At 50.6% G+C, this 24,995-nt stretch carries 16 protein-coding genes and 1 tRNA gene; 3 read left to right on the top strand and 14 right to left on the bottom strand.

Annotation, left to right across the window (positions count from 1 at the left end; translation table 11 throughout):
- Positions 1–130: 130 nt before the first annotated feature.
- The 4 genes from IPM52_04205 to tsaD all read right to left on the bottom strand — a co-directional run bounded on the left by IPM52_04205 (position 131) and on the right by tsaD (position 4,350).
- Entirely contained in the window at positions 131–1,093 is a 963-nt protein-coding gene (locus IPM52_04205) for an alpha/beta hydrolase (protein MBK9290813.1), read from the bottom strand.
- A gap of 15 nt (positions 1,094–1,108) precedes the next feature.
- The gene (locus tag IPM52_04200; GenBank protein MBK9290812.1) at positions 1,109–1,900 is read right to left on the bottom strand and encodes a 5'-methylthioadenosine/adenosylhomocysteine nucleosidase; all 792 of its coding nucleotides are present in this window, start codon (positions 1,898–1,900) and stop codon (positions 1,109–1,111) included.
- 100 nt (positions 1,901–2,000) lie between these two features.
- Positions 2,001–3,326 (bottom strand): dNTP triphosphohydrolase, encoded by a 1,326-nt coding sequence (gene dgt / locus IPM52_04195; protein ID MBK9290811.1) that lies wholly within the window; start codon positions 3,324–3,326, stop codon positions 2,001–2,003.
- 7 nt (positions 3,327–3,333) lie between these two features.
- Complete coding sequence (gene tsaD, locus IPM52_04190) at positions 3,334–4,350, bottom strand: tRNA (adenosine(37)-N6)-threonylcarbamoyltransferase complex transferase subunit TsaD (GenBank protein MBK9290810.1); 1,017 nt, start codon at positions 4,348–4,350, stop codon at positions 3,334–3,336.
- Between the two features lie 41 nt (positions 4,351–4,391).
- Here tsaD and IPM52_04185 point away from each other — a divergent pair, with 41 nt between their 5' ends.
- Genes IPM52_04185 through IPM52_04175 form a run of 3 tightly spaced genes read left to right on the top strand, consistent with a single transcriptional unit; the run spans position 4,392 to position 13,035 of the window.
- A complete protein-coding gene (locus IPM52_04185; GenBank protein MBK9290809.1) occupies positions 4,392–8,849 on the top strand; it encodes a translocation/assembly module TamB domain-containing protein in 4,458 nt (1,485 codons plus the stop codon).
- Positions 8,846–9,931 (top strand): hypothetical protein, encoded by a 1,086-nt coding sequence (locus IPM52_04180; GenBank protein ID MBK9290808.1) that lies wholly within the window; start codon positions 8,846–8,848, stop codon positions 9,929–9,931. Before IPM52_04185 ends, IPM52_04180 begins: the two co-directional genes overlap by 4 nt.
- Positions 9,928–13,035 carry a UvrD-helicase domain-containing protein gene (locus IPM52_04175; protein ID MBK9290807.1) on the top strand — a complete coding sequence of 1,036 codons (3,108 nt, stop codon included), beginning with the start codon at positions 9,928–9,930 and terminating at the stop codon, positions 13,033–13,035. Before IPM52_04180 ends, IPM52_04175 begins: the two co-directional genes overlap by 4 nt.
- Positions 13,036–13,055: 20 nt before the next feature.
- Here IPM52_04175 and IPM52_04170 read toward each other — a convergent pair whose 3' ends face one another.
- The 10 genes from IPM52_04170 to IPM52_04125 all read right to left on the bottom strand — a co-directional run bounded on the left by IPM52_04170 (position 13,056) and on the right by IPM52_04125 (position 24,935).
- A complete protein-coding gene (locus tag IPM52_04170; protein ID MBK9290806.1) occupies positions 13,056–13,358 on the bottom strand; it encodes a DUF3467 domain-containing protein in 303 nt (100 codons plus the stop codon).
- Between the two features lie 109 nt (positions 13,359–13,467).
- On the bottom strand, positions 13,468–17,772 hold the full coding sequence (rpoC, locus tag IPM52_04165) for a DNA-directed RNA polymerase subunit beta' (GenBank protein MBK9290805.1): 4,305 nt from the start codon (positions 17,770–17,772) through the stop codon (positions 13,468–13,470).
- Between the two features lie 70 nt (positions 17,773–17,842).
- The gene (rpoB, locus tag IPM52_04160; protein MBK9290804.1) at positions 17,843–21,649 is read right to left on the bottom strand and encodes a DNA-directed RNA polymerase subunit beta; all 3,807 of its coding nucleotides are present in this window, start codon (positions 21,647–21,649) and stop codon (positions 17,843–17,845) included.
- Positions 21,650–21,802: 153 nt separating this feature from the next.
- Positions 21,803–22,189, bottom strand: a complete 387-nt coding sequence (gene rplL / locus IPM52_04155) for a 50S ribosomal protein L7/L12 (protein ID MBK9290803.1) — start codon at positions 22,187–22,189, stop codon at positions 21,803–21,805.
- Between the two features lie 50 nt (positions 22,190–22,239).
- The gene (locus IPM52_04150; GenBank protein ID MBK9290802.1) at positions 22,240–22,761 is read right to left on the bottom strand and encodes a 50S ribosomal protein L10; all 522 of its coding nucleotides are present in this window, start codon (positions 22,759–22,761) and stop codon (positions 22,240–22,242) included.
- Between the two features lie 22 nt (positions 22,762–22,783).
- Positions 22,784–23,479: a 50S ribosomal protein L1 gene (locus IPM52_04145; GenBank protein MBK9290801.1), complete on the bottom strand. Its 696-nt coding sequence runs from the start codon at positions 23,477–23,479 to the stop codon at positions 22,784–22,786.
- Positions 23,480–23,536: 57 nt separating this feature from the next.
- Complete coding sequence (rplK, locus tag IPM52_04140; protein ID MBK9290800.1) at positions 23,537–23,983, bottom strand: 50S ribosomal protein L11; 447 nt, start codon at positions 23,981–23,983, stop codon at positions 23,537–23,539.
- A gap of 48 nt (positions 23,984–24,031) precedes the next feature.
- Positions 24,032–24,580, bottom strand: coding sequence for a transcription termination/antitermination factor NusG (nusG, locus tag IPM52_04135; protein MBK9290799.1), 549 nt, complete (start codon positions 24,578–24,580; stop codon positions 24,032–24,034).
- Between the two features lie 59 nt (positions 24,581–24,639).
- Positions 24,640–24,837 (bottom strand): preprotein translocase subunit SecE, encoded by a 198-nt coding sequence (secE, locus tag IPM52_04130; protein ID MBK9290798.1) that lies wholly within the window; start codon positions 24,835–24,837, stop codon positions 24,640–24,642.
- A gap of 25 nt (positions 24,838–24,862) precedes the next feature.
- A tRNA-Trp gene (locus IPM52_04125) sits at positions 24,863–24,935 on the bottom strand.
- Positions 24,936–24,995 lie beyond the last annotated feature (60 nt).

The raw sequence follows: 24,995 nt of genomic DNA, 5'->3' as shown, positions 1-24,995 counted from the left end.
TTGATTTTTAATGGCTTGTGACTATGCTGAAAACGTCTTCCAGCTGCTTCCGACATGGAGGCGAACCACAAAACGGCAAACAATATTAAAATTGACCTCATTAACACAGCGCGAGTTTTTGGTGAGTAAATCATAACAAGATGCTTTTTATCCGTTCAACCACTTCCTTATAAACCTTTTGCCTCACTTCCGGCACCGAAAGCAACAGGTCATGTTTTGCGTTGGCCACTATGCTGACGGTTTTGTTCTTCGACCGGATTTTCGGGTGTAATGTTCTGATATGAGCCACATTAACTACAGCATCGGCATAATGGAACGCTTCTTTCCACCACAGGCTTCTGACGCTTTTTTCGGGGAACATGACCAAAATCGGCACCGGAACGTCTATACCTTTTTTAATTTGTTGCTGGGCAAGGTAAATGGCACGCACCCAGCCGGCATTCACCATCTCCGACCGATGCGGTTTGAACTTCAGATTATACTCCCACTCGCCCCGTGCCGAGCGATGCAGGCTTGGGCCATAGAACCTTGAAAAACCGCCAGGTACAAGCAGTTTGGGATGTTTTTTGCCTATGGCAGAAACCAGAGGTATGAGCACCTTACGTGTCACCACATCTTTGTTTTGTTCCAGAAACGGGCTGTTCAGGAAGAGCGCTTCCGGCAGCGCTTCACCCGAGGCTGAGGCACAATAACATGCACTCACAAGTCCTCCCATGGAGTGCCCCATGAGGACGATCTTATCCGCACCCATTGTACGCATAGCACGGATGGTGGCAGCAATGTCTTCAAAATACTCCTCAATGCTGCGCAGGTTGTTGTATTTCTCGTGCGTTCGCCACGACCTGCCGCTCTTGCGCATGTCCAGGCCGTAGTAGTCTATGTTGTTGTTAATGAAATGATTGGCGGCTTCAGCATGAAAAAAATAGTCGTTAAAACCATGCACATGCAGCAACGCAAGGGTTGGGCGCGTCGTCAGTTGTTTTCGGATCAGGGTGCACACCACTGGTCCCTCATCATCACGACCCATGTCGAGGGTGGCAGCCTCGAAGCCCTGCAGCTCCGTATCGGGTTGAAATACAAGCGCAGCAGTCATTTTTTTGCGGTAAAGCTAAATATTTTCATTGCGCCCGGCACGGTTCATGAAAAGATTACGCACAATTTCGACTGCATAGCCGGAGGAAATGTTTTTTATAAACGATTGAAAGTCAGTCTGTGCACCCTCTTCGGCGGTGTCGGAGATCATTCGGATAACCAGCCATGGGATGCCGTATTCGTGGCAAACCTGTGCAACGGCTGCCCCTTCCATTTCGACGCACATCACCCCGGGCAGGGCTTCTGCCAACGCAAGCTTGTCGGCTTTAACGGCTATAAAACGGTCGCCGCTGGCAATGTCGCCCACGTAAATTTCCGGCCGATGAGGGACTTCGGCGATTTTTTCATTTGGATTTACGCTTTGGGCAGGCGCCCCATGATCAAGCGCCTGGCGGGCGGCAGCTAAGGCTTTTTCGATCTGTGCCTCCTGGCAGGCCAGATACGTCAGTCCGAGCAGGGGTATCTCGAAGCGGAGGATCAATGGCCGGGCGTCGAGGTCGTGCTGGTAAAGGCGCCTTCCGATGACCACGTCCCCAATCCTGAGTGCAGGATTCAATGCGCCGGCCACACCGGTAAAAATCAATTCGCTGATGCCGAATTTCAGGATCAGTGCTGCCGCTGTGCTTGCTGCAGCAACCTTTCCCCATCGGGAGAAAACCAACACAACTTTCTGGCCGTGAATCGTTCCAAGATGATAGCGTCTGCCACCTAAACTAACCACTTCGTGAGATTCGAGGAGTTGCATGGCGCCTTCTATTTCTTCTGGCATGGCGCCCATGATACCTGTGATAGATGTGTTGGAAGTCAATGTGTTATGTTTTGTGAACACTTAGTTTATTCAAAAGCAGGGGTTTAAGGTTGCAAGTAAAAAAATCGGGCAATTACCTGTAGCTTACCATCCGAAATGATTAGCTGTCGAAACTGCTGATGCCTTTCAGGTCGCGGTAGAGCTGCATGGCATACAGATCGGTCATGCCCGACAGGAAGTCGATGATAGCCCGCAGCTGGTGGTAAGTGCTTCCTTCATCGGTCTGGAACTGTGCGGGTATGAGGCTGAGAAGCTTTTTATTGTAGGCACTTTTCGGATTCAGTATGGCATGGGAAAATTCGCCAAGCAAGGTGCCAAGCACGTTGAAGCCGGTGAGCTCAATTTTTACAACGCTTGGGTGCCGGTAAATTTTCTCGACCGAGAGTTTCCGGCAGGTATCGAATGCCTGGGTATAGTGGCTGTCGAGCATGTTGACCAGAGGTGGCATGGGGTCGCCTTGCAGCAATTGTCCGGCATGTGCAGCAAATATGCCCGCAGCACGTTGCACCAGGGTGTTGATCACCGTTGCCCTGAGGAAAGCAATGCGTTCGTTGGTATCGGTAACTTCGGTGTAGGTGCGGTCGAGGTAGGCCAGGGCATGTTGGTCGAGTTCAGGGTGCAGAAATGCCCGCAGCAGCTGTTCGGTCTGTTCGGTTTCCAGGATTCGCAGCTTATGTGCATCTTCCACATCCATAATGAGATAGCTGATGTCGTCGGCAGCCTCAACCAGGTAAACCAGCGGATGACGGGCATACTTGTTTTGATCTGGTTCATGCTGCGGAAGACCGGTCTCTGTAGCGATGCGGCTCCAGGTTTTGGCTTCGGTTTTGAAGAAACCATATTTGGCTTTTCCGGGCCTGAGGGTGGATGGCCAGGGGTATTTGACCAATGCGCCCAGTGTGGCAAAAGTGAGGTTGAATCCACCTTCGCGCCTACCGGCGAAGCGATGTGTGAGCAAGCGCAGGGCGTTGGCATTGCCTTCGAATGCCTGCAGGTCGTTCCATTCCCATTCGTCCACCATGTTTTTGAATATTTTTCCGTCACCGCCGGCAAAAAAGCTGCTGATGGCTTCTTCACCCGAATGACCGAAAGGCGGATTGCCCATGTCGTGTGCCAGGCAGGCTGCTGCTACCACGGCTCCTGCTTCAGCCAGCACTTTTGGAGCTGTGGCATCCGAGGCAAGGATGAGTTGTGCTGCCTGATGACCGATGGAGCGTCCGACCGAAGCCACTTCGAGACTGTGCGTGAGGCGGTTGTGCACAAACACGCTGCCCGGAAGCGGAAAAACCTGCGTTTTGTTCTGAAGCCTGCGGAAAGGGCCGGAAAAGATCAGGCGGTCGAAATCGCGCTGAAACTGGCTGCGCACGTCCTCGCGGCTTGTGGAGGTAAGAGGTCTGGAGGGATTAAAAACTTGTTCCCAGTGCATGATGTGTTTAACCTTGAGTGAGTTGACGGGTGTAAGGTGCCAGGTCGAGCGTTCCCTGGTACCCTGCGCGGTATTTCATCAGTCCGGCCACTGCAATCATGGCCGCGTTGTCGGTGGTGTAGGATATCCTTGGTATATAAACTTCCCAGCCTTCGCGCACGCCTGCTTCGGTAAGTGCATGGCGCAGCGCGCTGTTGGCCGAAACTCCCCCGGCTACTGCCACCTGACGAATGCCTGCAGCACGTGCTGCCAGAGTGAGTTTTTTCATCAAAATATCCACTATAGTGCGTTGTATGGAGGCGCACAGGTCGGCTTTGTGCAGCTCAATGAAGTCAGGCTGGGTCTTGAGCTGGTCGCGCAGAAAATACAATATGCTGGTTTTGAGTCCGCTAAAGCTGTAATCGTAGCCTGGTATTCTGGGCTCTGCAAAATCGAAGGCAAACGGATTGCCGTCCTGCGCGAGTTTGTCAATCACCGGGCCGCCGGGGTAGGGGAGCCCCATAATTTTAGCAGCCTTGTCGAAGGCTTCGCCTGCTGCATCGTCGATGGTGCGGCCGATGATTTGCATGCGGTAGTCTTCGTTCACCTTGACAATCTGCGTATGTCCGCCCGAAACCGTGAGGCAGATAAATGGCAGCTCTGGATGTCTTTTTTGCTGTTCGTCCTCCAGAAAATGCGCGAAGATATGCGCTTCCATATGGTCCACATCAATGAGCGGGATGCCAAGACCGATGGACAACGACTTGGCAAATGAGCTGCCAACCAGCAATGAACCTAAAAGTCCGGGACCTCGGGTGTAAGCTACTGCCCCAAGTTGATTTTTGGTTACATTTGCTTGTCTGAGTGCTGCCTCCACAACAGGCACGATGTGTTGCTGATGTGCCCTTGAGGCCAGTTCGGGAACAACGCCTCCGTATTGACGGTGAACTTCCTGGCCTGCAATCACATTCGAACAAACTTTGTGGTGAAAAAGCACTGCAGCGGAGGTGTCGTCGCACGAGGTTTCAATACCAAGAATATACATTTTTAATGCAATCAGCTTAACCACGCAAAGGTAACTAAAAGGTGAGATTGGCTTTTCGCTTGTTTCTTATAGTGTCGGGCGTGCTTTTGGGCATATGGCTCAACCTCGTTCTGACCTTTAGCGACCCTGGCGTGCAAACCTGGGCAGCCCGTATGTTCGCAAGCTACCTGAGCGAGAAAACCGGTACCACCATCAGCATCCAGCGATTTGGCCTGGGTTTCAGACTTGAACTTTTGATTCAAGGCCTGAAAGTGGACGACCTGCACGGGCAAAACCTCCTCGCTGTGGACAGGCTGGAAGCTTCGCCATCAGGCTTCAATTTTCTCAAGGTGTTGAAATTGAAGTCGGTAAAACTCGATAAACCGGTCTTCAACCTGGTGCGTTACCAGGGTGAAAACGACTTCAATTATCAGTTTCTGATTGATGCCCTGGGGGGTGATGCTCAGTCACCGGACACTGCGAGCGCTTCCAAATTATTCCCGGTGCAACTGGGTTCGCTGAAAATTCAGGATGGCAGTTTCAGTTATATCATCGAAGGTTATGATCATGCTCCGGTACGGGAAATGGACTACAACCGATTGATGTTCAGTAATCTGAATCTCGATGCAAGTTATCTGCACACCAATGGCGACTCCCTCAATGTCGTCATCAACCACCTGAGTGCATCGGAGCAGTGTGGTTTATCGCTCCACCACATGCAAGCTTACCTCACGATAAGGCCCCATCTGGCAACAGCGCGGCAAATGAAAATGCGGGCAGGGTCCAGTTCGCTTGACCTTGATATTGAAATGAAATTCAGTGGATTAAGCGCTTTCGACGAATTTATAGACTCAGTTTCCCTCCGGCTTGAAATGCGACCTTCGACCCTGATGATGAGCGACCTGGGATATTTTTCCGAGGATCTTTTCGACATGTCCAATCAGCTTCTTTTCCAGGGGAAAGCTACGGGCACTGTGGCTGACTTCAATGCAACGGACTTCATGCTCACATACGGTGCCCGGACACATCTTTCAGCTGATGTCCGGATGCGGGGATTGCCGGACATTTACGACACTTACATCGGAGCCTCGGTCAGATTGCTGCAGACGAACACAACCGATCTGGAAAAATTCAGCCTGCCTGCCGGAGCGGGTGCCCTGGCGCTTCCGGAACAAATGGCAAGCCTTGGGGATGTGAATATCCGGGGCATGTTCGATGGCAAATACAACGATTTTATGACCCGCCTCAGCCTGAAAAGCGCCCTGGGCCTGTTGAATGCAGATTTGGTGATGCGCACCAACCCGTTGAATAACCAGACATCTTACAAAGGATCACTGACAACAAAAAAATTTGAATTGGGGAAGCTTTTTGGCGCAGAGGGTTATCCGGGAAAGACAAATATGGAGCTTAGGGTCGAAGGGAGCGGACTCAGTGCCGATGATGCTGTGGTTAGTCTGGCTGGCCAGATAAGTTCGCTCGAGTTGTCCGGTACCACCCTATCGGAAGTTCTGCTATCGGCCCAGTACGAAGAAAGACTGCTTAGCACCGAAGCAAAAATGAGTGATCCAAAACTGAGTTTCAGGCTTAACGGTAATGCAGATTTATCTTCTGAAAGGGCACTTTATACAATTGATTTAAAGTTAGATACAGCTGATTTTGTGGCTTTGGGACTTATGCCCGCCGATAGCATATTTGCCCTTTCGACCCGGCTCAACGGACAGTTTTCATTTACAGGAGAGCAGGACTTTATCGGAATCTTGTCGTTCAACGATACCCGCCTGACCAACGAAAATGGCAGCCTGCTCCTGCACAATCTGCAGCTCTCGGCCCTCGAAGATCCTTTTCTCACCCGAAAGTTTTTGCTTCAGTCCGATATCCTTCAGCTTGAGGCCGGCGGAAAGATCATGCCCAGTCGTTTGGCTGAATCTTTTTCCGACTATATCCATCACTATTTTGGACATGAATTGTTTGAGTTTAAGGATCAGGAGGTTGCAACCCAGGATTTCTATTACAACCTGCGCATCAAGGATTTTTCTGGCATCAGCAGCTTATTTTTTCCGCAGTTTTCCATTTCGCGCAATGCCAGCCTGACAGGGGTGTTTATGAACGGAACCAGGGTTTTGCAATCCACCTTTTTTGCCGATTCGGTTTCTGTGGCCGGAATCTCTTTTCAAAAGCCCCATTTGCTGATCAACAGTACGATGGGTAGGCTCACACTTGGCATGCGCATGGAGGAAGTGGAGCTTTACCGTTCCAATGGCCCAGAAACGCCCTCGCTTGGTCTGGAAGATGTCAATATGAAAATATCAGCGGCCTCCGACAGCGTCCGCTTTGACCTGAACTGGCAGAATGCAGGCACATTGATCAATCGTGGCAGGCTATCAGCCTTGCTTGCTGCCAAAGATCGCAGCACTGCCGAATTTGGCATAAGCAGCTCAGATATTCTGGTAAACGATTCTGTGTTGTGGTTCGATCCCGAGGGTAGATTTGTGCTTGGTAGCCGGCAGTCGTATATTGATAATTTCGGCATCCACCTGGGGAGCAGCAACCTGCTGATTAATGGCAGCATACCGCGCGGAGAATCCGACACACTTTCGCTTTCTTTCAATCACTGGGAACTGTCGAACCTTAACTTTCTGCTGGCTTCCTATGGCATCAGCACCGGAGGTCGGGTGAATGGTGACCTCACGTTGGCAAATCTTGAAAACAATCCAGCTTTTTTCTCGAACCTGACAATTCGCGGGCTTCAGCTCAATAAAGAGACGCTGGGCGACGCCAGGTTGATGAGTACCTGGTCAGGAACCGATAACAACATCTACATCAATGCCCAGATCATTCACCGGGGCAACCTGGGTTCAGGCCGCATACTTCACCTTCGCGGCTTTTATTTCCCCACCAGAGCCGAAGACAACCTAAGCCTCAGTCTGCAGCTCGAAAACTTCAGGCTGAAGTTTTTAAACTCATTTCTCGCAGGATATGTCAGCGGACTTGAGGGCTTTGCCAGCGGTAACCTCGACATTGGCGGTGCACTTGAAAAACCTGTTGTTAGAGGAAATCTTGGACTTTACCGTACCTCTTTCATAATAGATTACCTCAATGTACGCTATTCGCTGCAACATGAATTCCCGATCGAGCCCGGCAGGATTGTCATCAACGACCTGATGCTGATTGACACAGCCAACAACCGTGCCTCGGTCAACGGCAGTATCACACACAATCATCTGCGCGATTTCTTTGTTGACCTGCGCCTCAGGCCCGAAAACCTCATTGCACTGAATACCGGACCTGCACAAAATGAACTCTTTTATGGCACCGCTGTAGTTTCGGGAGAGGTGCTCATTCGCGGACCTTTCGACAATATTGATATGTCCATGCGGGTGATCTCGCAAAGAGGGACAAGCATGGTGATTCCCATCGACCTGAGCACAAGTGTAGGCACAAACGACTACATCGCTTTTGTCAAAGAGTTCAACGCAGTTTCCGGCCCGGGTGAGGCAATTCAGAGGCGCGCAGTAGCTACATCAAATTTTGGCATCAGCCTCGAAACAGTTATCACACCCGATGCAGGATTGCGCATCTATATGCCTTACAACACAGGTACACTCGATGCCAGAGGCACCGGAAACCTGTCGCTGGGGGTGAATGCCGCAGGAGAGTTTACCCTTAACGGGGAATATATGCTGCAGTCGGGACAATTCAACTTCACTTACGAGAACCTGATAAAACGGCGGTTCGACCTCATTGAAGGAGGTCGTATTGCCTGGGCAGGCGACCCTTACGATGCCACCATCGACGCCAAAGGCGTTTACCGCGTAAAAGCTTCACTGTCGGGTTTGGGCCTCGATACCACCCAAAGCCTTGGCAACAGGGTGAACGTGGACTGCATTATTCACCTGTCGAACAACCTGTTTAATCCGGATATCCGGTTTGGATTTCGTTTCCCCAACCTCGACAGCCAGCTCGAACAATCTATATTCACTGTGATCGATACCACCAACGATGCCCAAATGACCCAACAAATGATTTCGTTGCTTGTGCTGGGCAGTTTTGCTTCCTCCAGTGGCATCGACAATTTCTCGATCGGCAATTCCTCGCTCGATGTGCTCTCGGGTCAGCTGAGCAGCTGGCTATCGCAGATAAGTAAAGATTTTGATATTGGCCTTTATTACAGGCCCGGCGACCAGATCACCTCCGATGAGCTCGAAGTGGCACTCTCTACCCAGCTCTTCAACGAAAGGGTAACCATCGACGGCAACTTCGGCATGGTCAATAGCCGCAATGCCACTCAAAACGCCAGCAATATCGTGGGCGACGTGGACATCAACGTGAAGCTTACCCGTGATGGTCGGCTCAGGCTGCGCGCCTACAACCATTCCAATCTGAATAACTGGATGACTTCAAGTGCCTTCGACAGGTTTGCCCCATATACACAGGGCGTGGGACTGTCGTATCGCCAGGAATTTGATCGCTTCAACGAAATTTTCCGCCGCAAAAGAAAACCAAAAACCAACCAGCAATGAAAAATAAACACTCGCTTCTGGTACTTACCCTGTTTCTTTTTTCCATCCGGCTTGCTGATGCCCAGATAACCATCAACAACCTGGACTTTGCCAATCCCGGCGATACCCTGCGCACCAGCCAAAGTTTCAACGTACAGGGCTTCGATTTTGCAGCTACGGGCACCAATTTTACCTGGAATTTTGCCTCCCTGCCTTTCGAAGCACAACGTCTGGATACGTTTTTTACCATTCAACAAGTTCCGCCGGTTTTCTTGCTCTCCTTCTTCAGTGTGGCTAACCTGGCCAGCAAGCTCGGTGCGCTTCAGCTGCTTCCGGGGGTGGATATTACCAATGCCTGGCAGTTTGTGAACAAAGGCGCAACTAATTACCGCGACTGGGGATATGGATTGATTATTGCCGATCTGCCCTTGCCGCTGCGCTTTACCACACCCGACCTGCTTTACAATTTTCCGCTTTCTTACAACCAGACTTTCAGTTCGAATGCATTTCTCGAATATCCGCTTCCGGGTGTGGGGTACATAAGCATTGCACGCAACAGACAAAACCATGTGGATGGCTGGGGAGCGCTGACCACACCATACGGAACTTTCCAGACGCTCAGGCTAAAATCGACCGTGCGCGAAAGCGACAGCATCTACATAGATTCCATTGGGCAGGGGATCCGCATCGACCGGAGTTATATTGAGTACAAATGGCTGGCCAAAAACCAGAAGATTCCTTTGCTCGTTGCCACGGTCGATTCTGTTCTCGGGGCTTTTGTGGTTTATAAAGACTCACTCAGGACACAAACAGTCAGTTTGCCGGAAACAATGGCTGCCGGAGATAATGTAGTTTACCCCCAGCCTTTCAGCGATCAGCTCAGTTTCAGATTCTGCGCACCGGCTGCCGGAAACATGCAGATCAGCCTGTTCGATATGGATGGCAGGATGATCTATACAACAGTTCAGCATGCCGCAAGCGGTTGCGCGGAATACCCCATCCGTTGGCCTCAGCCATTGTCCGGCCGCCGGGGTTTATTTGTGATGTGGGTTCAGTCAGGAGATAGTCATCAGGTTTACAGGCTATTAAGAACTGAAAGATGACGCTCAAGGTTTACCGCTCATCGGCCGGATCGGGCAAGACTTTTACCCTTGCGCTCGAATATCTTTCGCTTGCGTTGAGGACGCCAGATGCATTCGTGCATATTCTGGGTGTGACCTTTACCAACAAGGCTGCCAACGAAATGAAATCGCGCATCCTGAAGTTTCTTCAGGTGCTCTCAGATGTTGAGCATCCCGAGCGGAAGCTCCGGAGGATACTTGTAGAGAGGATGATGGCCGAGGGGCATGGAAGTGAAGCCGAGGTGGGCGAAAAAGCCGCCAAAGTGTTTCACCAGATTCTTCAGAATTATGGTGAGTTTTCGGTGAGCACCATCGATGCCTTTGTTTACCGCCTGGTGCGAACCTTTTCGCGCGATGTGGCCCTGCCTACACAATTCGAATTGGTGCTCGACAGCGAAGAAATTGTAAATAAGTTGATAGACAGGCTGTTCGAGCGCGTTGGTACCGATAGCGCACTCACCGAGCTGCTGCTGAGGTTTTTGCTCGAGAATATGGATGAGCAAAACAGCTTCGACATCGACAGCCTCATCGTCGAATTTTGCTTCGAGTTGCTCAAAGAGCGCTCGCTCAGTCACGCCCCGGTGCTTGCTGCTGTTGATGATGCCACCTTTAGAAACCTGCGCACCAGGCTCAGGACTGCCTACCAACAAAGACTCGGCGAGCTTGTCAGTCTCGCACAACAGTTGCTCGACAGGCTCAGTCATTTCAATATCTCTTATGATACTTTGGCGAAAGGCAAGTCCGGTTTAGGATGGCAGCTGATTAAACTTGTTGAGAAACAAGACTTTATTGATTTCTTCGACAAAGCCACCGTAAATGATGCTATCGGTCCCAAGGCAATTGTTTTCAGCAAGGCGAACGAAGCACAACAACCAGCTGAAATTGTTGAAGATCTCAAAATGAGGTTCCAGGAAATCGGCAGGTGGAGAGATGAGAAATTCAGCCTAATGCTGGTGCTCCATCTGCTTTTGCCGGAGATGAACACCCTGATGCTCACCTCGCATCTTTACCGCGAAACCGAGGCAATGATTGCCGAAGAGCAGATTGTGCACATTTCAGAGTTCAACAAGCGTGTGGCCGGATTGCTGTCCAACAGCGGCGTACCCTATATTTACGAAAGGCTCGGTGAGCGGTATCGTCATTATCTGCTCGATGAATTTCAGGACACTTCCATCCTGCAATGGAGCAATTTCTTACCCTTGATTGACAATGGTTTATCGGGCGGATACGGCAGCCTCATCGTTGGCGATGCCAAGCAGGCCATCTATCGCTGGCGCAATGGTGAGGTTGAACTCTTTGTCCGCCTGCCCGAGGTTTATCCTGCCGATGAGCAACCCCACCTGAAAGCATACGAGGCCAGTCTTCGGAATCACTACAAGCTCTTTGACCTCTCGGACAATTACCGCTCCTGTCCGGAAATCATCGATTTTAACAACAAATTCTTCAATTTAGTGGCCGGTACCCTGCCGGAGCATCTCAAGCCGATCTACCATAATTGTGGCCAGAATGCCAAAAAATCGGACAAAGCTGGGCTGGTCTCGATCAGTTTCCTCGATGAGAATGCCGAAGAAAGCCTGCAGGAAGTGATTCTAAATAAGCTTATTACGACCATCAGGAAGCTGCTGGCCGACGGCTATGCTCCAAACGATATCGCCATTTTGTGCCGTACCAACAAAGAATGTAAACTGACCGGACGTTTCCTTACCAGGCAGGGGCTTCGCATTGTTTCATCCGAATCGCTTCAGCTGAACAGCTCGCCAAAAGTGAATGCTGTTATTGCAGCCATGCGCACGCTGCTCGAAGTTTCCGACAAACTGCTTGTGGTTGAGTTGCTTGCGGGAATAGCTGCAAACCAGGACAACCATGCCCTGCTTTCCGATATGCTCCTCCCCGGCGCCACCGATGAGGCTCAGCTTGAGGCTGTTATTGGCGAACTTCAACAACAGATTCACAGCCATAGCCTTTATTCGTTGACCGAGTCGCTGGTTCGGCAGCTAGGCTTTCATCAGCCTTACGATCCGTTTATTGAGGCTCTGCTAGATAAAGTCCTTGAATTTCAGACTTCCGAAGCAAAGGGGGTCTCAGAATTTCTGCGGCAGTGGGACGAAAAGATAAAATCTACGGCCATTGTGTTACCCGTCAACCGCGAGGCCGTTTCCATTCTGACCATTCACAAGGCAAAGGGACTTGAATTCCCTGTGGTTATTCTGCCCTTTGCCAATATGACGAACCATCAGAAAAACAGGCAGCGCATCTGGGTCAACCTGCCCTCGGATCTGGCACCTCCGCTGAACAGTGCGCTGCTTAAAACAGTTAAACTGCTGGAAAAGTCCGATTTCGCAAAAGAATATCAGGAAGAGCAGGATAGGATCCTTCTCGACACCATCAACCTCGCCTATGTGGCATACACCCGTGCTGAGGAGCAGCTTTTCCTGTTCTTTTCGCTCAACAACAGACCTTCCGAAAACCCGCTTGAGGTGCATATGCGCAATTTCCTCTCCAAACAAGGCAGATGGGAGGATGGGATAACGGAATATGCCTTCGGTGCTCCTACACGGCATGAACCGAAGTCTTTCGGATTGCAGGAAGTTTTTTCAGCCGGAATCATGCCAGTACGGACAGAAAATCAAGACCTTAATTACAGGCAGCACTCAGCAGTACTGGCAACAGATTTTGGTAACAGGGTTCACAAGGCGCTTGCCGAAGTGGTGTATGCCGACGATATCGGAAGGGTGGTTGCCAGAGGTGCTGCAAGTGGTGTTTTCTCAGCCCCTGAAGCTGAAAACCTGCTCAAATGGTTCGATTCCCTCGTCAGACATCCGGAGCTCAACAGATTTTTCAGTCCGCCAGCACGTGTTTACAACGAAGCCTCCCTGACCGATGGGAACGGCCAACTTTTCAGGGTGGATAGATATGTCGAACTCGATGGCAGCCGCGTCATCATCGAATACAAAACGGGAAGCCTGGACAAGGTACACCAGGAACAGCTGAGTAAATATGTGCACTATATCTCACATATTTCTCAGGACGAAGTGCAGGCGTATCTGGTCTATTTGTCTTCTGAGCCTCTGGTAATCAGGGCCTGAGGATCAGCGAAGCAAGCTTGTCAGGCCTGAGCAGCCGGCCCCATATTGAATGGTGGGAGTGCGTCACCCCCCTCTTTGATCACCCCGTTCACGTGCTCGAACTTCTTGATGTTTTCGGCCAGCGCCCTGTAGAGGCGTTTGGCGTGTTCGGGAGTCAGGATGATGCGCGATTTTACTTTAGCTTTTTGCACTCCGGGCATGAGCTTGACAAAGTCGATCACAAATTCTGATTGCGAATGGGTGATAATGGCCAGGTTGGAGTAAACACCCTCGGCAACTTCTTCGGTAAGCTCAATATTGATCTGATTCTTGTTCTCGTTCATGGCAATTTGAATTTGCTGCAAATTTAATCTATTTCAAAAGCAAAGCACCCGGTCGGGTGCGATGAGCTACCTAACCGGGTGCTAAAACCTTGTATAGCAAGGGGATGTATTACCGATATTTTTCGGTTCCGGCTTTAAGCGAACGTGATGCAGCTTCCATAACGGCTTCGTACTCAGCCCTGGAGCCAACGATGATGTCGTCGTACTCTTTCAGACCGGTACCGGCCGGAATCTTGTGACCTACGATCACATTCTCTTTCAGTCCGAGCAGTTCGTCGCTCTTGGCGTTGATGGCAGCCTGGGTGAGCACCTTGGTGGTTTCCTGGAACGATGCTGCCGATATGAAGCTGTTGGTTTGGAGCGAGGCGCGGGTAATACCCTGCAACACCTGGCGTGCGGTGGCAGGACGTGCATCGCGGGCTTCCACCAGCTTCTTATCCTTACGCTTGAGCAACGAGTTTTCGTCGCGCAGCTTGCGGGCCGTGATGATCTGACCCAGCTTCAGCGTTTCCGAGTCACCGGCATCAATGACTACCTTTTTGCCGAAGATGTTGTCGTTTTCTTCCTGGAAATCGGTTTTGTTGACCAGTTCGCCTTCGAGGAAGCGGGTATCGCCCGGGTCTTCCACCTCAACCTTGCGCATCATCTGGCGCACAATCACCTCAAAGTGCTTGTCGTTGATTTTTACACCCTGCAGGCGATATACTTCCTGCACCTCGTTGACGATATATTCCTGCACCTTCATGGGGCCTTTGATGGCCAGAATGTCGGCTGGGGTCATAGCGCCTTCCGAGAGTGGCGTACCGGCTTTTACGTAGTCGTTTTCCTGTGCCAGAATCTGTTTGGTGGTGGGGATCAGGTACACCTTTTCCTCGCCGGTCTTGCTGGTTACGATGACTTCGCGGTTACCGCGCTTGAGTTTTTTGCCAAACGAAACCACACCGTCTATTTCCGACACAATGGCAGGCTCCGAGGGATTGCGGGCTTCGAAAAGCTCGGTTACCCTGGGCAGACCACCGGTGATGTCGCCCGATTTGCCAATGGCACGGGGAATCTTCACCAGCATACCTCCGGCTTTCACCTGGTCACCGTCTTCAACCACAATGTGTGCGCCTACAGGCATGTCGTAGGTCTTGATCAGCACATTGTCCTTGTCGAGGATTTTGATGGCAGGGTTCCTGGTTTTTTGGCGGCTTTCGATGATAACTTTTTCGTTGTAACCCGTTTGCTCGTCCGATTCCACCCTGTAAGTGACACCTTCGATGATGTTTTCGAAGCTCACTTTGCCTTCGTATTCAGAGAGGATAACGGCATTGTAAGGATCCCAGTCGGCTATCAGGTCGCCTTTTTTCACTTCCTGACCATGTTTTACATACAGGTTGGCGCCGTAAGGGATGTTACCCGAGGTGAGCACAATGCCTGTGCGCTTGTCGATGATGCGAAGCTCAGCAGAGCGGCCGAGTACGATCTGGATTTCTTTGCCGTCTTTCTCACTATCCACAGCGCGCAGCTCGTCAATCTCGAGCATACCGTCGTATTTGGCTTCGATTTTCGACATGATCGAAATGTTGGCAGCGGCACCACCGACGTGGAACGTACGCAGTGTGAGCTGTGTACCGGGTTCGCCGATACTTTGTGCAGCAATTACACCAACAGCTTCGCCTTTCTGCACCATTTGCCCCGAAGCCAGGTTGCGTCCGTAGCATTTCGCACAAACGCCATGCTTGGATTCGCAGGTGAGCACCGAACGGATTTCTACGCCTTCGATGGGCGATTGCTCGATAACTTCGGCAATGTCTTCGGTGATTTCCTCACCACCGGCCACGATGAGTTCGCCGGTTTGCGGATGAAAAACATCATGCAGGGCTACGCGACCCAGGATACGATCGTACAGGCTTTCCACCACTTCCTCATTTTTCTTTAGGCTGGTGATGGTGAGGCCACGAAGCGTACCACAGTCTTTTTCGGTAATCACCACGTCCTGAGCCACATCCACAAGCCTGCGGGTCAGATAACCAGCGTCGGCTGTTTTGAGTGCGGTATCAGCCAGACCTTTGCGCGCACCGTGGGTAGAGATGAAGTACTCGAGTACCGACAGGCCTTCCTTGAAGTTTGAAAGAATCGGGTTTTCGATAATTTCACCTCCTGTAGCCCCCGATTTCTGCGGTTTGGCCATCAGACCCCTCATGCCGGAGAGCTGACGGATCTGCTCTTTCGAACCGCGGGCACCCGAATCGAGCATCATATACACCGGGTTGAATCCCTGATCATCGTTCGACAGCAATTGCATCACGGTGTTGGTCAGGCGGGAGTTGGTATGTGTCCAGATGTCGATGATCTGATTGTAACGCTCGTTATAGGTAATGAAACCCATGTTGTAGTTGGCCAGTACTTCTTCTACCTCCTCATTGGCCTGACGGATGAGTTCTTCCTTCACTGCAGGCACTTTCACATTGCCCAGGTTGAACGAAAGACCTCCCTTGTAAGCCATCTGGAAGCCGAGGTTCTTGATGTCGTCGAGGAACTTGGCAGTGGGCGCAGTGCCGAGCTTGCGTACCATTTCGCCGATGATATCACGAAGCGATTTTTTGGTCAGGAGCTGGTTGATGTAACCAAAACCTTCGGGCACAACTTCGTTGAATAGCACACGGCCGACGGTAGTTTCAATGGTTTTGAGCACTAGTTCTTTGCCTTCGCGCACCTTCACCTTGACGTGAATAATGGCATGAAGGTCAACTTTACGCTCGTTGTAGGCAATAATCACCTCCTCGGGCGAGTAGAAACGTTTTCCTTCGCCCTTCACAGGCTTTTCAGGGGTGCTCTTCCGGGCTTTGGTGATATAGTAAAGTCCGAGCACCATGTCTTGCGAAGGCACCGTAATGGGCGCACCGTTGGCGGGGTTGAGGATGTTGTGCGAAGCCAGCATAAGAATCTGGGCTTCAAGTATTGCTGCATTGCCAAGCGGCACGTGCACTGCCATCTGGTCACCGTCGAAGTCGGCGTTGAAAGCTGTACAAACAAGCGGGTGCAACTGGATGGCTTTTCCTTCAACCAGCTTTGGCTGGAAAGCCTGGATACCAAGCCTGTGCAGGGTAGGGGCACGGTTAAGCAATACAGGGTGCCCTTTGAGGATATTTTCGAGGATGTCCCAGACAACAGGATCTTTGCGGTCGACGATTTTTTTGGCCGACTTCACAGTCTTCACAATACCCCTTTCGAGCATCTTACGGATGATGAAAGGTTTGAAGAGCTCCGAGGCCATGTCTTTCGGAATACCGCATTCGTTGAGATTGAGTTCAGGACCAACCACAATAACCGAACGGCCTGAGTAGTCCACACGTTTACCCAGCAGGTTCTGACGGAAACGGCCTTGTTTTCCTTTAAGGCTGTCGCTCAGCGACTTAAGCGGACGGTTCGATTCTGTTTTTACTGCGCTGGCTTTTCTAGAGTTGTCGAAGAGCGAGTCAACAGCCTCCTGCAACATGCGCTTTTCGTTGCGCATAATTACGTCGGGAGCCTTGATTTCGATCAGTCGTTTCAGGCGGTTGTTGCGGATGATGACCCTTCGGTAGAGGTCGTTCAGGTCCGAGGTTGCAAACCGGCCACCATCGAGCGGCACGAGTGGTCGCAATTCCGGCGGGATTACGGGAACCACTTTGACGATCATCCATTCAGGCCTGTTTTCGATGCGGTTGCGTGCATCGCGGAAAGCTTCGAACACCTGCAGGCGCTTGAGGGCTTCCTGTTTGCGCTGCTGCGATGTCTCGCTGTTGGCCTTATGGCGCAGGTCGTACGACATCTGATCGAGGTCGAGGCGGGCCAGCAGATCGTGAATGGCCTCTGCACCCATCTTGGCGATGAATTTGTTGGGGTCGCTTTCGGGCAGGTGCTGGTTGTCGGCCGGCAGGCTGTCAAGGATATCAAGGTATTCTTCTTCGGTAAGCAGATCCATCTGCTCGAGCTGTCCTTTTTTGATACCGGGCTGGATCACCACGTAGCGCTCGTAGTAGATGATCATGTCGAGCTTCTTGGTGGGCATTCCCAGCAATGCACCGATTTTATTGGGCAGCGACCTGAAGAACCAGATGTGTGCCACAGGAACCACAAGCTGAATGTGTCCCATACGTTCGCGGCGCACTTTCTTTTCGGTCACTTCCACACCGCAACGGTCGCAGATGATCCCCTTGTAGCGGATACGCTTGTATTTGCCGCAATGGCATTCCCAGTCTTTCACCGGACCGAAAATGCGCTCGCAGAAAAGCCCGTCACGTTCAGGTTTGTAGGTACGGTAGTTAATGGTTTCCGGTTTAAGCACTTCACCGCTCGAACGTTCGAGAATTGATTCGGGCGATGCCAGGCTTATCGTAATCTTCGAGAAGTTGTTATTGATGGTGTTGTCTTTTCTGAAGGCCATGTTGTTGAATATTATTTATTTAAGTTGACAGCGGCAGCAGGACAAAAGCCCTGCCGCCATATGCCCTTCATTAATCAAATGTGACTTCGAGGCCTAAGCCGCGCAATTCGTGAACCAATACATTGAACGATTCGGGAACTCCGGGATTGGGCATGTTGTCGCCTTTCACAATAGCTTCGTAGGCTTTTGCACGTCCAACCACATCGTCCGATTTCACGGTCAGGATTTCCTGCAGGATATTGCTGGCGCCGAATGCTTCGAGTGCCCAGACTTCCATTTCACCGAAACGCTGACCACCAAACTGAGCTTTACCGCCGAGGGGCTGCTGCGTGATCAACGAATATGGTCCGATGGAGCGTGCGTGCATCTTGTCGTCCACCATGTGGTGCAGCTTGAGCATGTAGATGTATCCTACGGTTGCAGGCTGGTCGAAGCGTTCGCCGGTTCCGCCGTCGTAAAGGTAAACCGAACCGTTCTCGGGCAAACCTGCCTTGCGCATGTACTCGTTGATCTCGTCGATGTTGGCACCGTCGAAAATGGGAGTTGCAAACTTGACACCAAGTTTTTTACCTGCCCAGCCAAGCACGGTTTCATAGATCTGACCAAGGTTCATACGCGATGGTACACCCAGGGGGTTGAGGACAATGTCAACCGGCGTTCCGTCTTCGAGAAAAGGCATATCCTCCTCACGGACAATTCGGGCCACAATACCCTTGTTACCATGGCGTCCGGCCATTTTATCGCCAATGTTGAGTTTGCGTTTCTTGGCCACATACACCTTTGCAAGCTGCACAATGCCATTCGGAAGCTCGTCGCCTACGGCCGCAATGAATTTTTTGCGGTTGTACACACCAAAAATTTCCTTGAATTTGATGTTATAGTTGTGCAGCAGGGTGCTCACCTTCAGGTTCAGATCCTCATCGGTGGTCCAGCCGTTCGGATTGATGTTGTGGAAATCGATTGACTGCAACAACTTTTGGGTGAACTTGGTCTTCTTCGGAATCACCAGTTCTTTGAAGTTGTTGGTCACATTGTTCGAAGTCTTGCCGTTAAGCAGCACAGTGAGCTTATCTACAAGCCTGTTTTTCAGTTCATTAGCCTGCTGATTGAACTCATGCTCGATTTCTGCAAGCACATCCCTGTCGCGGCTGCGCGATTTACGGTCTTTGATAACCCTCGAAAAGAGTTTTTTGTCAATCACCACACCCTTCATCGACGGTGGTGCCTTGAGGGAGGCGTTCTTCACGTCGCCTGCTTTGTCGCCAAAGATGGCCCGAAGCAGTTTTTCCTCAGGTGTGGGATCGGTTTCACCTTTCGGGGTAATTTTACCAATAAGGATATCGCCTTCGTTGACCTCGGCGCCGATACGGATCAGACCGTTTTCGTCGAGGTCTTTGGTAGCTTCGGCACTCACGTTGGGAATGTCGTTGGTAAGCTCTTCTATACCACGTTTGGTGTCGCGAACTTCAAGCGAAAATTCCTCAATGTGAACGGAAGTGAAGATGTCTTCCTTGACAATCCTTTCCGAAACTACGATGGCGTCTTCAAAGTTGTATCCTTTCCAGGGCATGAAAGCCACCATCAGGTTACGTCCGATGGCGAGCTCGCCGTTTTGTGTGCCGTAGCCTTCGCAAAGCACCTGACCTTTGGTCACTTTTTGTCCGCGGCGTACGATGGGCTTCAGTGTGATGCTGGTGTTCTGGTTGGTCCTGACATATTTTGTGAGGGTGTATGTTTTCACATCCGCATCGAAGCTCAGAAGTTTTTCATCTTCCGTGCGCTCGTAACGGACCATGATTTTTTTGGCATCCACATACACCACTTCACCATCGCCTTCGGCATGGATAAGCACGCGCGAGTCTTTGGCTACAGCGCGTTCGATGCCGGTTCCTACTATGGGTGCTTCGGGTTGCATCAACGGAACTGCCTGACGCATCATGTTCGAGCCCATGAGGGCACGGTTGGCGTCGTCGTGTTCGAGGAAGGGGATAAGTGAAGCAGCAATCGAAGCAATCTGGTTGGGTGCAACGTCAATGAGGTCAACTTTCTCCTTTTCGATGATAGGATAGTCGGCCATGTAGCGCACTTTCACCCTTTCGTTCACAAACTCTCCGTTGTCGTTTTGAGGAGCAGTAGCCTGGGCGATGATTTTGTTTTCCTCTTCTTCAGCACTCAGGTAAACCGGTTCGCCTTCGAGGTCCACACGGCCGTCCTTGACCACGCGGTAAGGCGTTTCGATAAATCCAAGTTTGTTGATCTTGGCATAAACGCACAGCGAGGAGATCAGACCGATGTTTGGCCCTTCCGGTGTCTCGATCGTACAAAGTCTGCCGTAGTGGGTATAGTGAACGTCGCGCACCTCAAAGCCTGCACGCTCGCGCGACAAACCGCCGGGTCCCAGTGCCGAGATTCTGCGCTTGTGCGTCACTTCCGACAAAGGGTTGGTCTGGTCCATGAACTGCGACAACTGATTGGTGCCGAAAAACGAATTGATTACCGATGACAATGTTTTGGCATTGATCAGGTCGGTAGGGGTAAACACCTCGTTGTCGCGCACATTCATGCGTTCGCGGATGGTGCGGGCCATACGTGCCAGACCTACACCAAACTGGGCATACAGTTGCTCGCCTACAGTGCGGACGCGCCTGTTGCTCAGGTGGTCAATGTCGTCCACTTCGGCATGGCCGTTGGCAAGCTCGACCAGATGACGAATGATCGAGATGATGTCCTCTTTGGTCAGCACCTTCACGTCCTCAGGGGTGTTGAGTCCCAGTTTGGTGTTGATACGGTAGCGACCTACTTCTCCGAGGTCATAGCGTTTATCGGAGAAGAAAAGTTTGTCGATGATGCCACGGGCGGTCTCTTCGTCCGGTGGCTCTGCGTTGCGCAACTGCCTGTATATGAATTCAACGGCTTCCTTTTCCGAGTTGGCCGTGTCCTTTTGCAGTGTGTTGAAAATGATGGCGTAATCTGCAGTATTGAAATCCTCACGGTGAAGAAGGATCGCTTTTACGCCCGAGTCGATGATCAGATCAATGTGGTCGCTTTCGAGGATGGTCTCACGTTCGATGATAACCTCGTTTCGTTCGATTGAAACGACTTCACCGGTATCCTCATCCACAAAGTCTTCGATCCACGAGCGAACAACCCTTGCGGCAAGTTTGCGGCCCAGCACACGCTTGAGACCGGCCTTGCTCACTTTCACCTCTTCGGCGAGGTTGAAAATTTCGAGGATGTCTTTGTCAGTTTCGTAGCCAATAGCCCTGAGCAAGGTAGTGACCGGCAGTTTTTTCTTTCGGTCGATGTAGGCATACATCACGTTGTTGATGTCGGTCGAAAACTCCATCCACGATCCTTTGAAAGGAATGATCCGTGCAGAATAGAGTGTTGTACCGTTGGCGTGTTTGTGCTGACCGAAAAATACCCCGGGAGAGCGGTGCAACTGCGATACAATCACGCGCTCAGCACCATTGATAATGAATGTGCCTTTAGGGGTCATGTAAGGAATCATGCCTAAGTACACATCCTGCACCTGGGTTTCGAAGTCTTCGTGCTCAGGGTCGGTACAATAAAGTTTTAATTTTGCCTTCAGCGGAACGCTGTAGGTCAGACCGCGCTCAATGCACTCCTCGATGGTGTAGCGGGGCGGGTCGATAAAATAATCAAGGAATTCTAATACGAAATTGTTTCGTGCATCCGAAATGGGAAAATTCTCGGAAAATACCCGGTAGAGTCCTTCATTTTTTCTGTTCTCGGGGTTAGTATCGAGCTGAAAAAAATCCTGGAACGACTGCAGCTGGATATCTAGAAAGTCCGGATATTCGAGCGATGATTTTGTGGATGCAAAACTGATACGATCGGTTGAATTAGCTGCCAAGGTTGTAAAGGTTTTAGGTCTGAATTCCAGACGATTAATCTAAATAAAAAGAACTTTTTCTTCGCCTATGCAAAAATGCCGCAAACCTCTACCTCAATGTGAAATTGAGATAGAGGTTGTTTGGCTCAGGTTTTTGCAGAAATCGTATCCTTCTTATTTAATTTCAACCTCTGCACCGGCTTCTTCCAACTGAGATTTCAATGCATTGGCTTCGTCTTTGCTCACACCTTCCTTGAGGGTCTTGGGAGCGGCGTCAACCAGTTCTTTGGCTTCTTTCAGACCGAGGCTGGTGAGTTCCTTAACAAGCTTAACAACAGCGAGTTTGGAGGCACCGGCCGACTTCAGGATTACGTCGAAGCTGGTCTTTTCCTCAACGGCGGGTGCATCGGCACCACCGGCGGCACCGGGTGCAGCGGCAACAGCTACTGCGGCTGCAGCAGGCTCAATGCCGTATTCTTCCTTGAGGATCTTGGCCAGTTCGTTGACTTCCTTAACCGTCAGGTTGACCAGTTGTTCTGCAAAAGCTTTCAAATCTGCCATTTTATTAACGTTTTAAAGTTGTTTACTAAATTGTTGATTTTAAAATAATTTTACTCGGGTCTTTCCGAAAGTGTTTTGACAATACCGGAGAGTTTCTGGCCACCCGACTGCAGCGCACCAAGCACATTGCGTGCCGGCGACTGAAGCAGACCAATAACTTCGCCGATGAGGTCGTTTTTCGATTTGAGGTTGATCAGGGTTTCCAGCATGCTGTCGCCCAGATAAACCGACTCTTCGATGTAGGCCCCCTTAAGCAGGGGCTTTTCTGAATTCTTGCGGAACTCCTTGATCAGTTTGGCAGGCGTGTTGCTGCTTTCCGAAAACATGATCGAGGTGGCTCCCTTCAGGGCGGGGTAGATTTCGCTCATGTCTTTTCCCGTACGCTCCATGGCTTTGCGAAGAAGGGTATTCTTCACAACTACCAGCTTGACATTACGGTTGAAGCACAAACGACGCAGCTTTGCCGTAGCCTCAGCGTTCATCTCGCCAATATCGGTAAGATAAAAGTTGGGATTGGCCTTGAGCTGTTCGGTGAGCGATTCGATGATCGTTAATTTATCTTCTTTTCTCATATCAATAACTACCTTTCGTTGATTAGTTGGTTACTGATTTAGGATCGACCTGCACACCGGGGCTCATGGTGCTCGAGATATAAACGCTCTTCACATAGGTGCCCTTGGCAGCGGTAGGCTTCAGCTTGATGATCGTCTGAAGCAGCTCTTTGGCGTTGTCGACGATTTTCTGGTCTTCGAAGCTCACCTTAGCGACAGCAGCATGAACTATACCGTATTTATCAACCTTGAAGTCGATTTTACCGGCTTTTACCTCTTTGACTGCTTTACCAACTTCCATAGTGACGGTGCCTGTTTTTGGGTTTGGCATCAGGCCGCGGGGTCCGAGGATCCGGCCCAACGCACCCACCTTGGGCATCACATTGGGGGTGGTAATCACCACGTCGATATCTGTCCAGCCGTCCTTAATCTTCTGGATGTATTCATCCAGACCGACGAAATCAGCACCAGCTTCCAGAGCTTCCTGTTCCTTGTCGGGTGTGCAGAGCACGAGCACGCGCTTTACACGTCCGGTTCCGTGGGGCAGGGTTACCGAGCCGCGAACCATCTGATTGGCTTTGCGGGGATCGACACCCAGGCGCACGTTAAGGTCAACAGAAGCATCAAAGTTGGTGTAAGTGATTTTTTTGACGATATCAACTGCTTCAGTCAAGGAGTAAGTCTTGCTTTTGTCGAACTTGGCCAGAGCTTCTTTTCTTTTTTTGCTAATTCTTGGCATTGCTCTTTTTTGTTGTGTGTTCTACAAAATGCGTAAAACCTGTCCGCCTCAGGCGGATTAGTTTTTGTTAAACGGGGCGTCGCCTGTGATCTTCACTCCCATGCTGCGGGCTGTGCCAGCTACCATACTCATGGCCGATTCAATAGTGAAGGCATTGAGGTCCTTCATCTTGTTTTCGGCAATGCTGCGCACCTGATCCCAGCTGATCGAACCTACCTTGTTGCGGTTGGGTTCAGCTGAGCCTTTTTTCAGGTTGGCTGCTTCCATGATCTGAATAGCTACCGGTGGAGCTTTGACAACAAAATCAAACGATTTGTCCTTGTACACTGTGATGATGACTGGCACAATTTTGCCGGCCATATCCTGCGTACGGGCGTTGAATTGTTTGCAGAACTCCATGATGTTCACACCCTTCGATCCCAATGCAGGACCTACCGGTGGTGAAGGATTGGCGGCTCCTCCTTTGATCTGCAGTTTAATTAATGCACTTACTTCTTTTGCCATTTTGGAAATCCTTATTAAAAGGTTATAAATAAGGAGGATTTGTGTCTCCTAATGTTCTTTCTCTACCTGCATGAAACTGAGTTCCAGGGGGGTCTTTCGGCCAAAAATCTTAACCATCACCTTCAGCTTCTTTTTCTCTTCGTTGATCTCTTCGATTACTCCCGAGAAACTATTGAACGGTCCGTCGATCACGGTAACCGTTTCGCCTACGATGAAGGGGATATTGGCTTCTTCACCCATTTCGGACAACTCATCCACTTTGCCCAAAATCCTCTTTACTTCGGATGGGCGGAGCGGATCAGGTTCTCCTTTGGTTCCCAGAAAACCCAGCACATTGGGTATCGACTTGATGATGTGCGGCACCTCACCCGTAAGATGCGCTTCAATCAGCACATAGCCCGGAAAATAGTTCCGTTCTTTGCTGATTTTCTTGCCCTTGCGGATTTGGTACACCTTTTCCGTGGGGATAAGTACCTGCGAGATTAAATCCTGTATGCCGAGGCGGGCAATTTCGTTTTCAAGGTATTCTTTTACCTTTTTTTCTTTGCCGCTGATCGCCCTGACGACATACCACTTTTTTTCTGCAGCTTCGCTCATCGCAAGTCAATGAATAACATAGGGAAACACTTCATCGGCGTGATGTGATCAGATTCGTATTAGAACAAACGGTAGAAGTTCTCTAATACGGTTCTGAATGACAGGTCCATCAGATAAACGACTAATGCGATTATGAGGGAAGCAATGGACACTACCATAGCACTGCTCTGGAGCTCGCTCCATGTAGGCCAGGACACCTTTTGCATCAATTCGGTGTAACTTTCCTTTACGTAATTTACAATGCTGAATTTCGACATCTAACCAATGATTTTCTTTATTTAGCACGGGTGGTAGGACTCGAACCCACAACCAATGGTTTTGGAGACCACTACTCTACCAATTGAGCTACACCCGTAAAGGCCTTGAGTAACTATTAAAGGGCTCCCCGTAGGGAGCACCTTTAATAACACTTCTT

It is taken from the genome of Bacteroidota bacterium (genome assembly GCA_016715945.1).
In the GTDB taxonomy this organism is placed as follows: Bacteria; Bacteroidota; Bacteroidia; order Bacteroidales; family F082; genus JALNZU01.
Note: the sequence above shows the minus strand (reverse complement) of the source record. Positions and strands in the feature narration are given on the sequence as shown.

Excerpts from the sequence above, each read along its gene's own strand:
- IPM52_04150 (MBK9290802.1), bottom strand. The coding sequence starts at position 22,761 with ATGAGAAAAGAAGATAAATTAACGATCATCGAATCGCTCACCGAACAG.
- rplL (MBK9290803.1), bottom strand. The coding sequence starts at position 22,189 with ATGGCAGATTTGAAAGCTTTTGCAGAACAACTGGTCAACCTGACGGTT.
- IPM52_04180 (MBK9290808.1), top strand. The coding sequence starts at position 8,846 with ATGAAAAATAAACACTCGCTTCTGGTACTTACCCTGTTTCTTTTTTCC.
- nusG (MBK9290799.1), bottom strand. The coding sequence starts at position 24,580 with ATGAGCGAAGCTGCAGAAAAAAAGTGGTATGTCGTCAGGGCGATCAGC.
- rplK (MBK9290800.1), bottom strand. The coding sequence starts at position 23,983 with ATGGCAAAAGAAGTAAGTGCATTAATTAAACTGCAGATCAAAGGAGGA.
- IPM52_04170 (MBK9290806.1), bottom strand. The coding sequence starts at position 13,358 with ATGAACGAGAACAAGAATCAGATCAATATTGAGCTTACCGAAGAAGTT.
- tsaD (MBK9290810.1), bottom strand. The coding sequence starts at position 4,350 with ATGTATATTCTTGGTATTGAAACCTCGTGCGACGACACCTCCGCTGCA.
- rpoC (MBK9290805.1), bottom strand. The coding sequence starts at position 17,772 with ATGGCCTTCAGAAAAGACAACACCATCAATAACAACTTCTCGAAGATT.
- secE (MBK9290798.1), bottom strand. The coding sequence starts at position 24,837 with ATGTCGAAATTCAGCATTGTAAATTACGTAAAGGAAAGTTACACCGAA.
- dgt (MBK9290811.1), bottom strand. The coding sequence starts at position 3,326 with ATGCACTGGGAACAAGTTTTTAATCCCTCCAGACCTCTTACCTCCACA.
- IPM52_04145 (MBK9290801.1), bottom strand. The coding sequence starts at position 23,479 with ATGCCAAGAATTAGCAAAAAAAGAAAAGAAGCTCTGGCCAAGTTCGAC.
- IPM52_04175 (MBK9290807.1), top strand. The coding sequence starts at position 9,928 with ATGACGCTCAAGGTTTACCGCTCATCGGCCGGATCGGGCAAGACTTTT.
- IPM52_04205 (MBK9290813.1), bottom strand. The coding sequence starts at position 1,093 with ATGACTGCTGCGCTTGTATTTCAACCCGATACGGAGCTGCAGGGCTTC.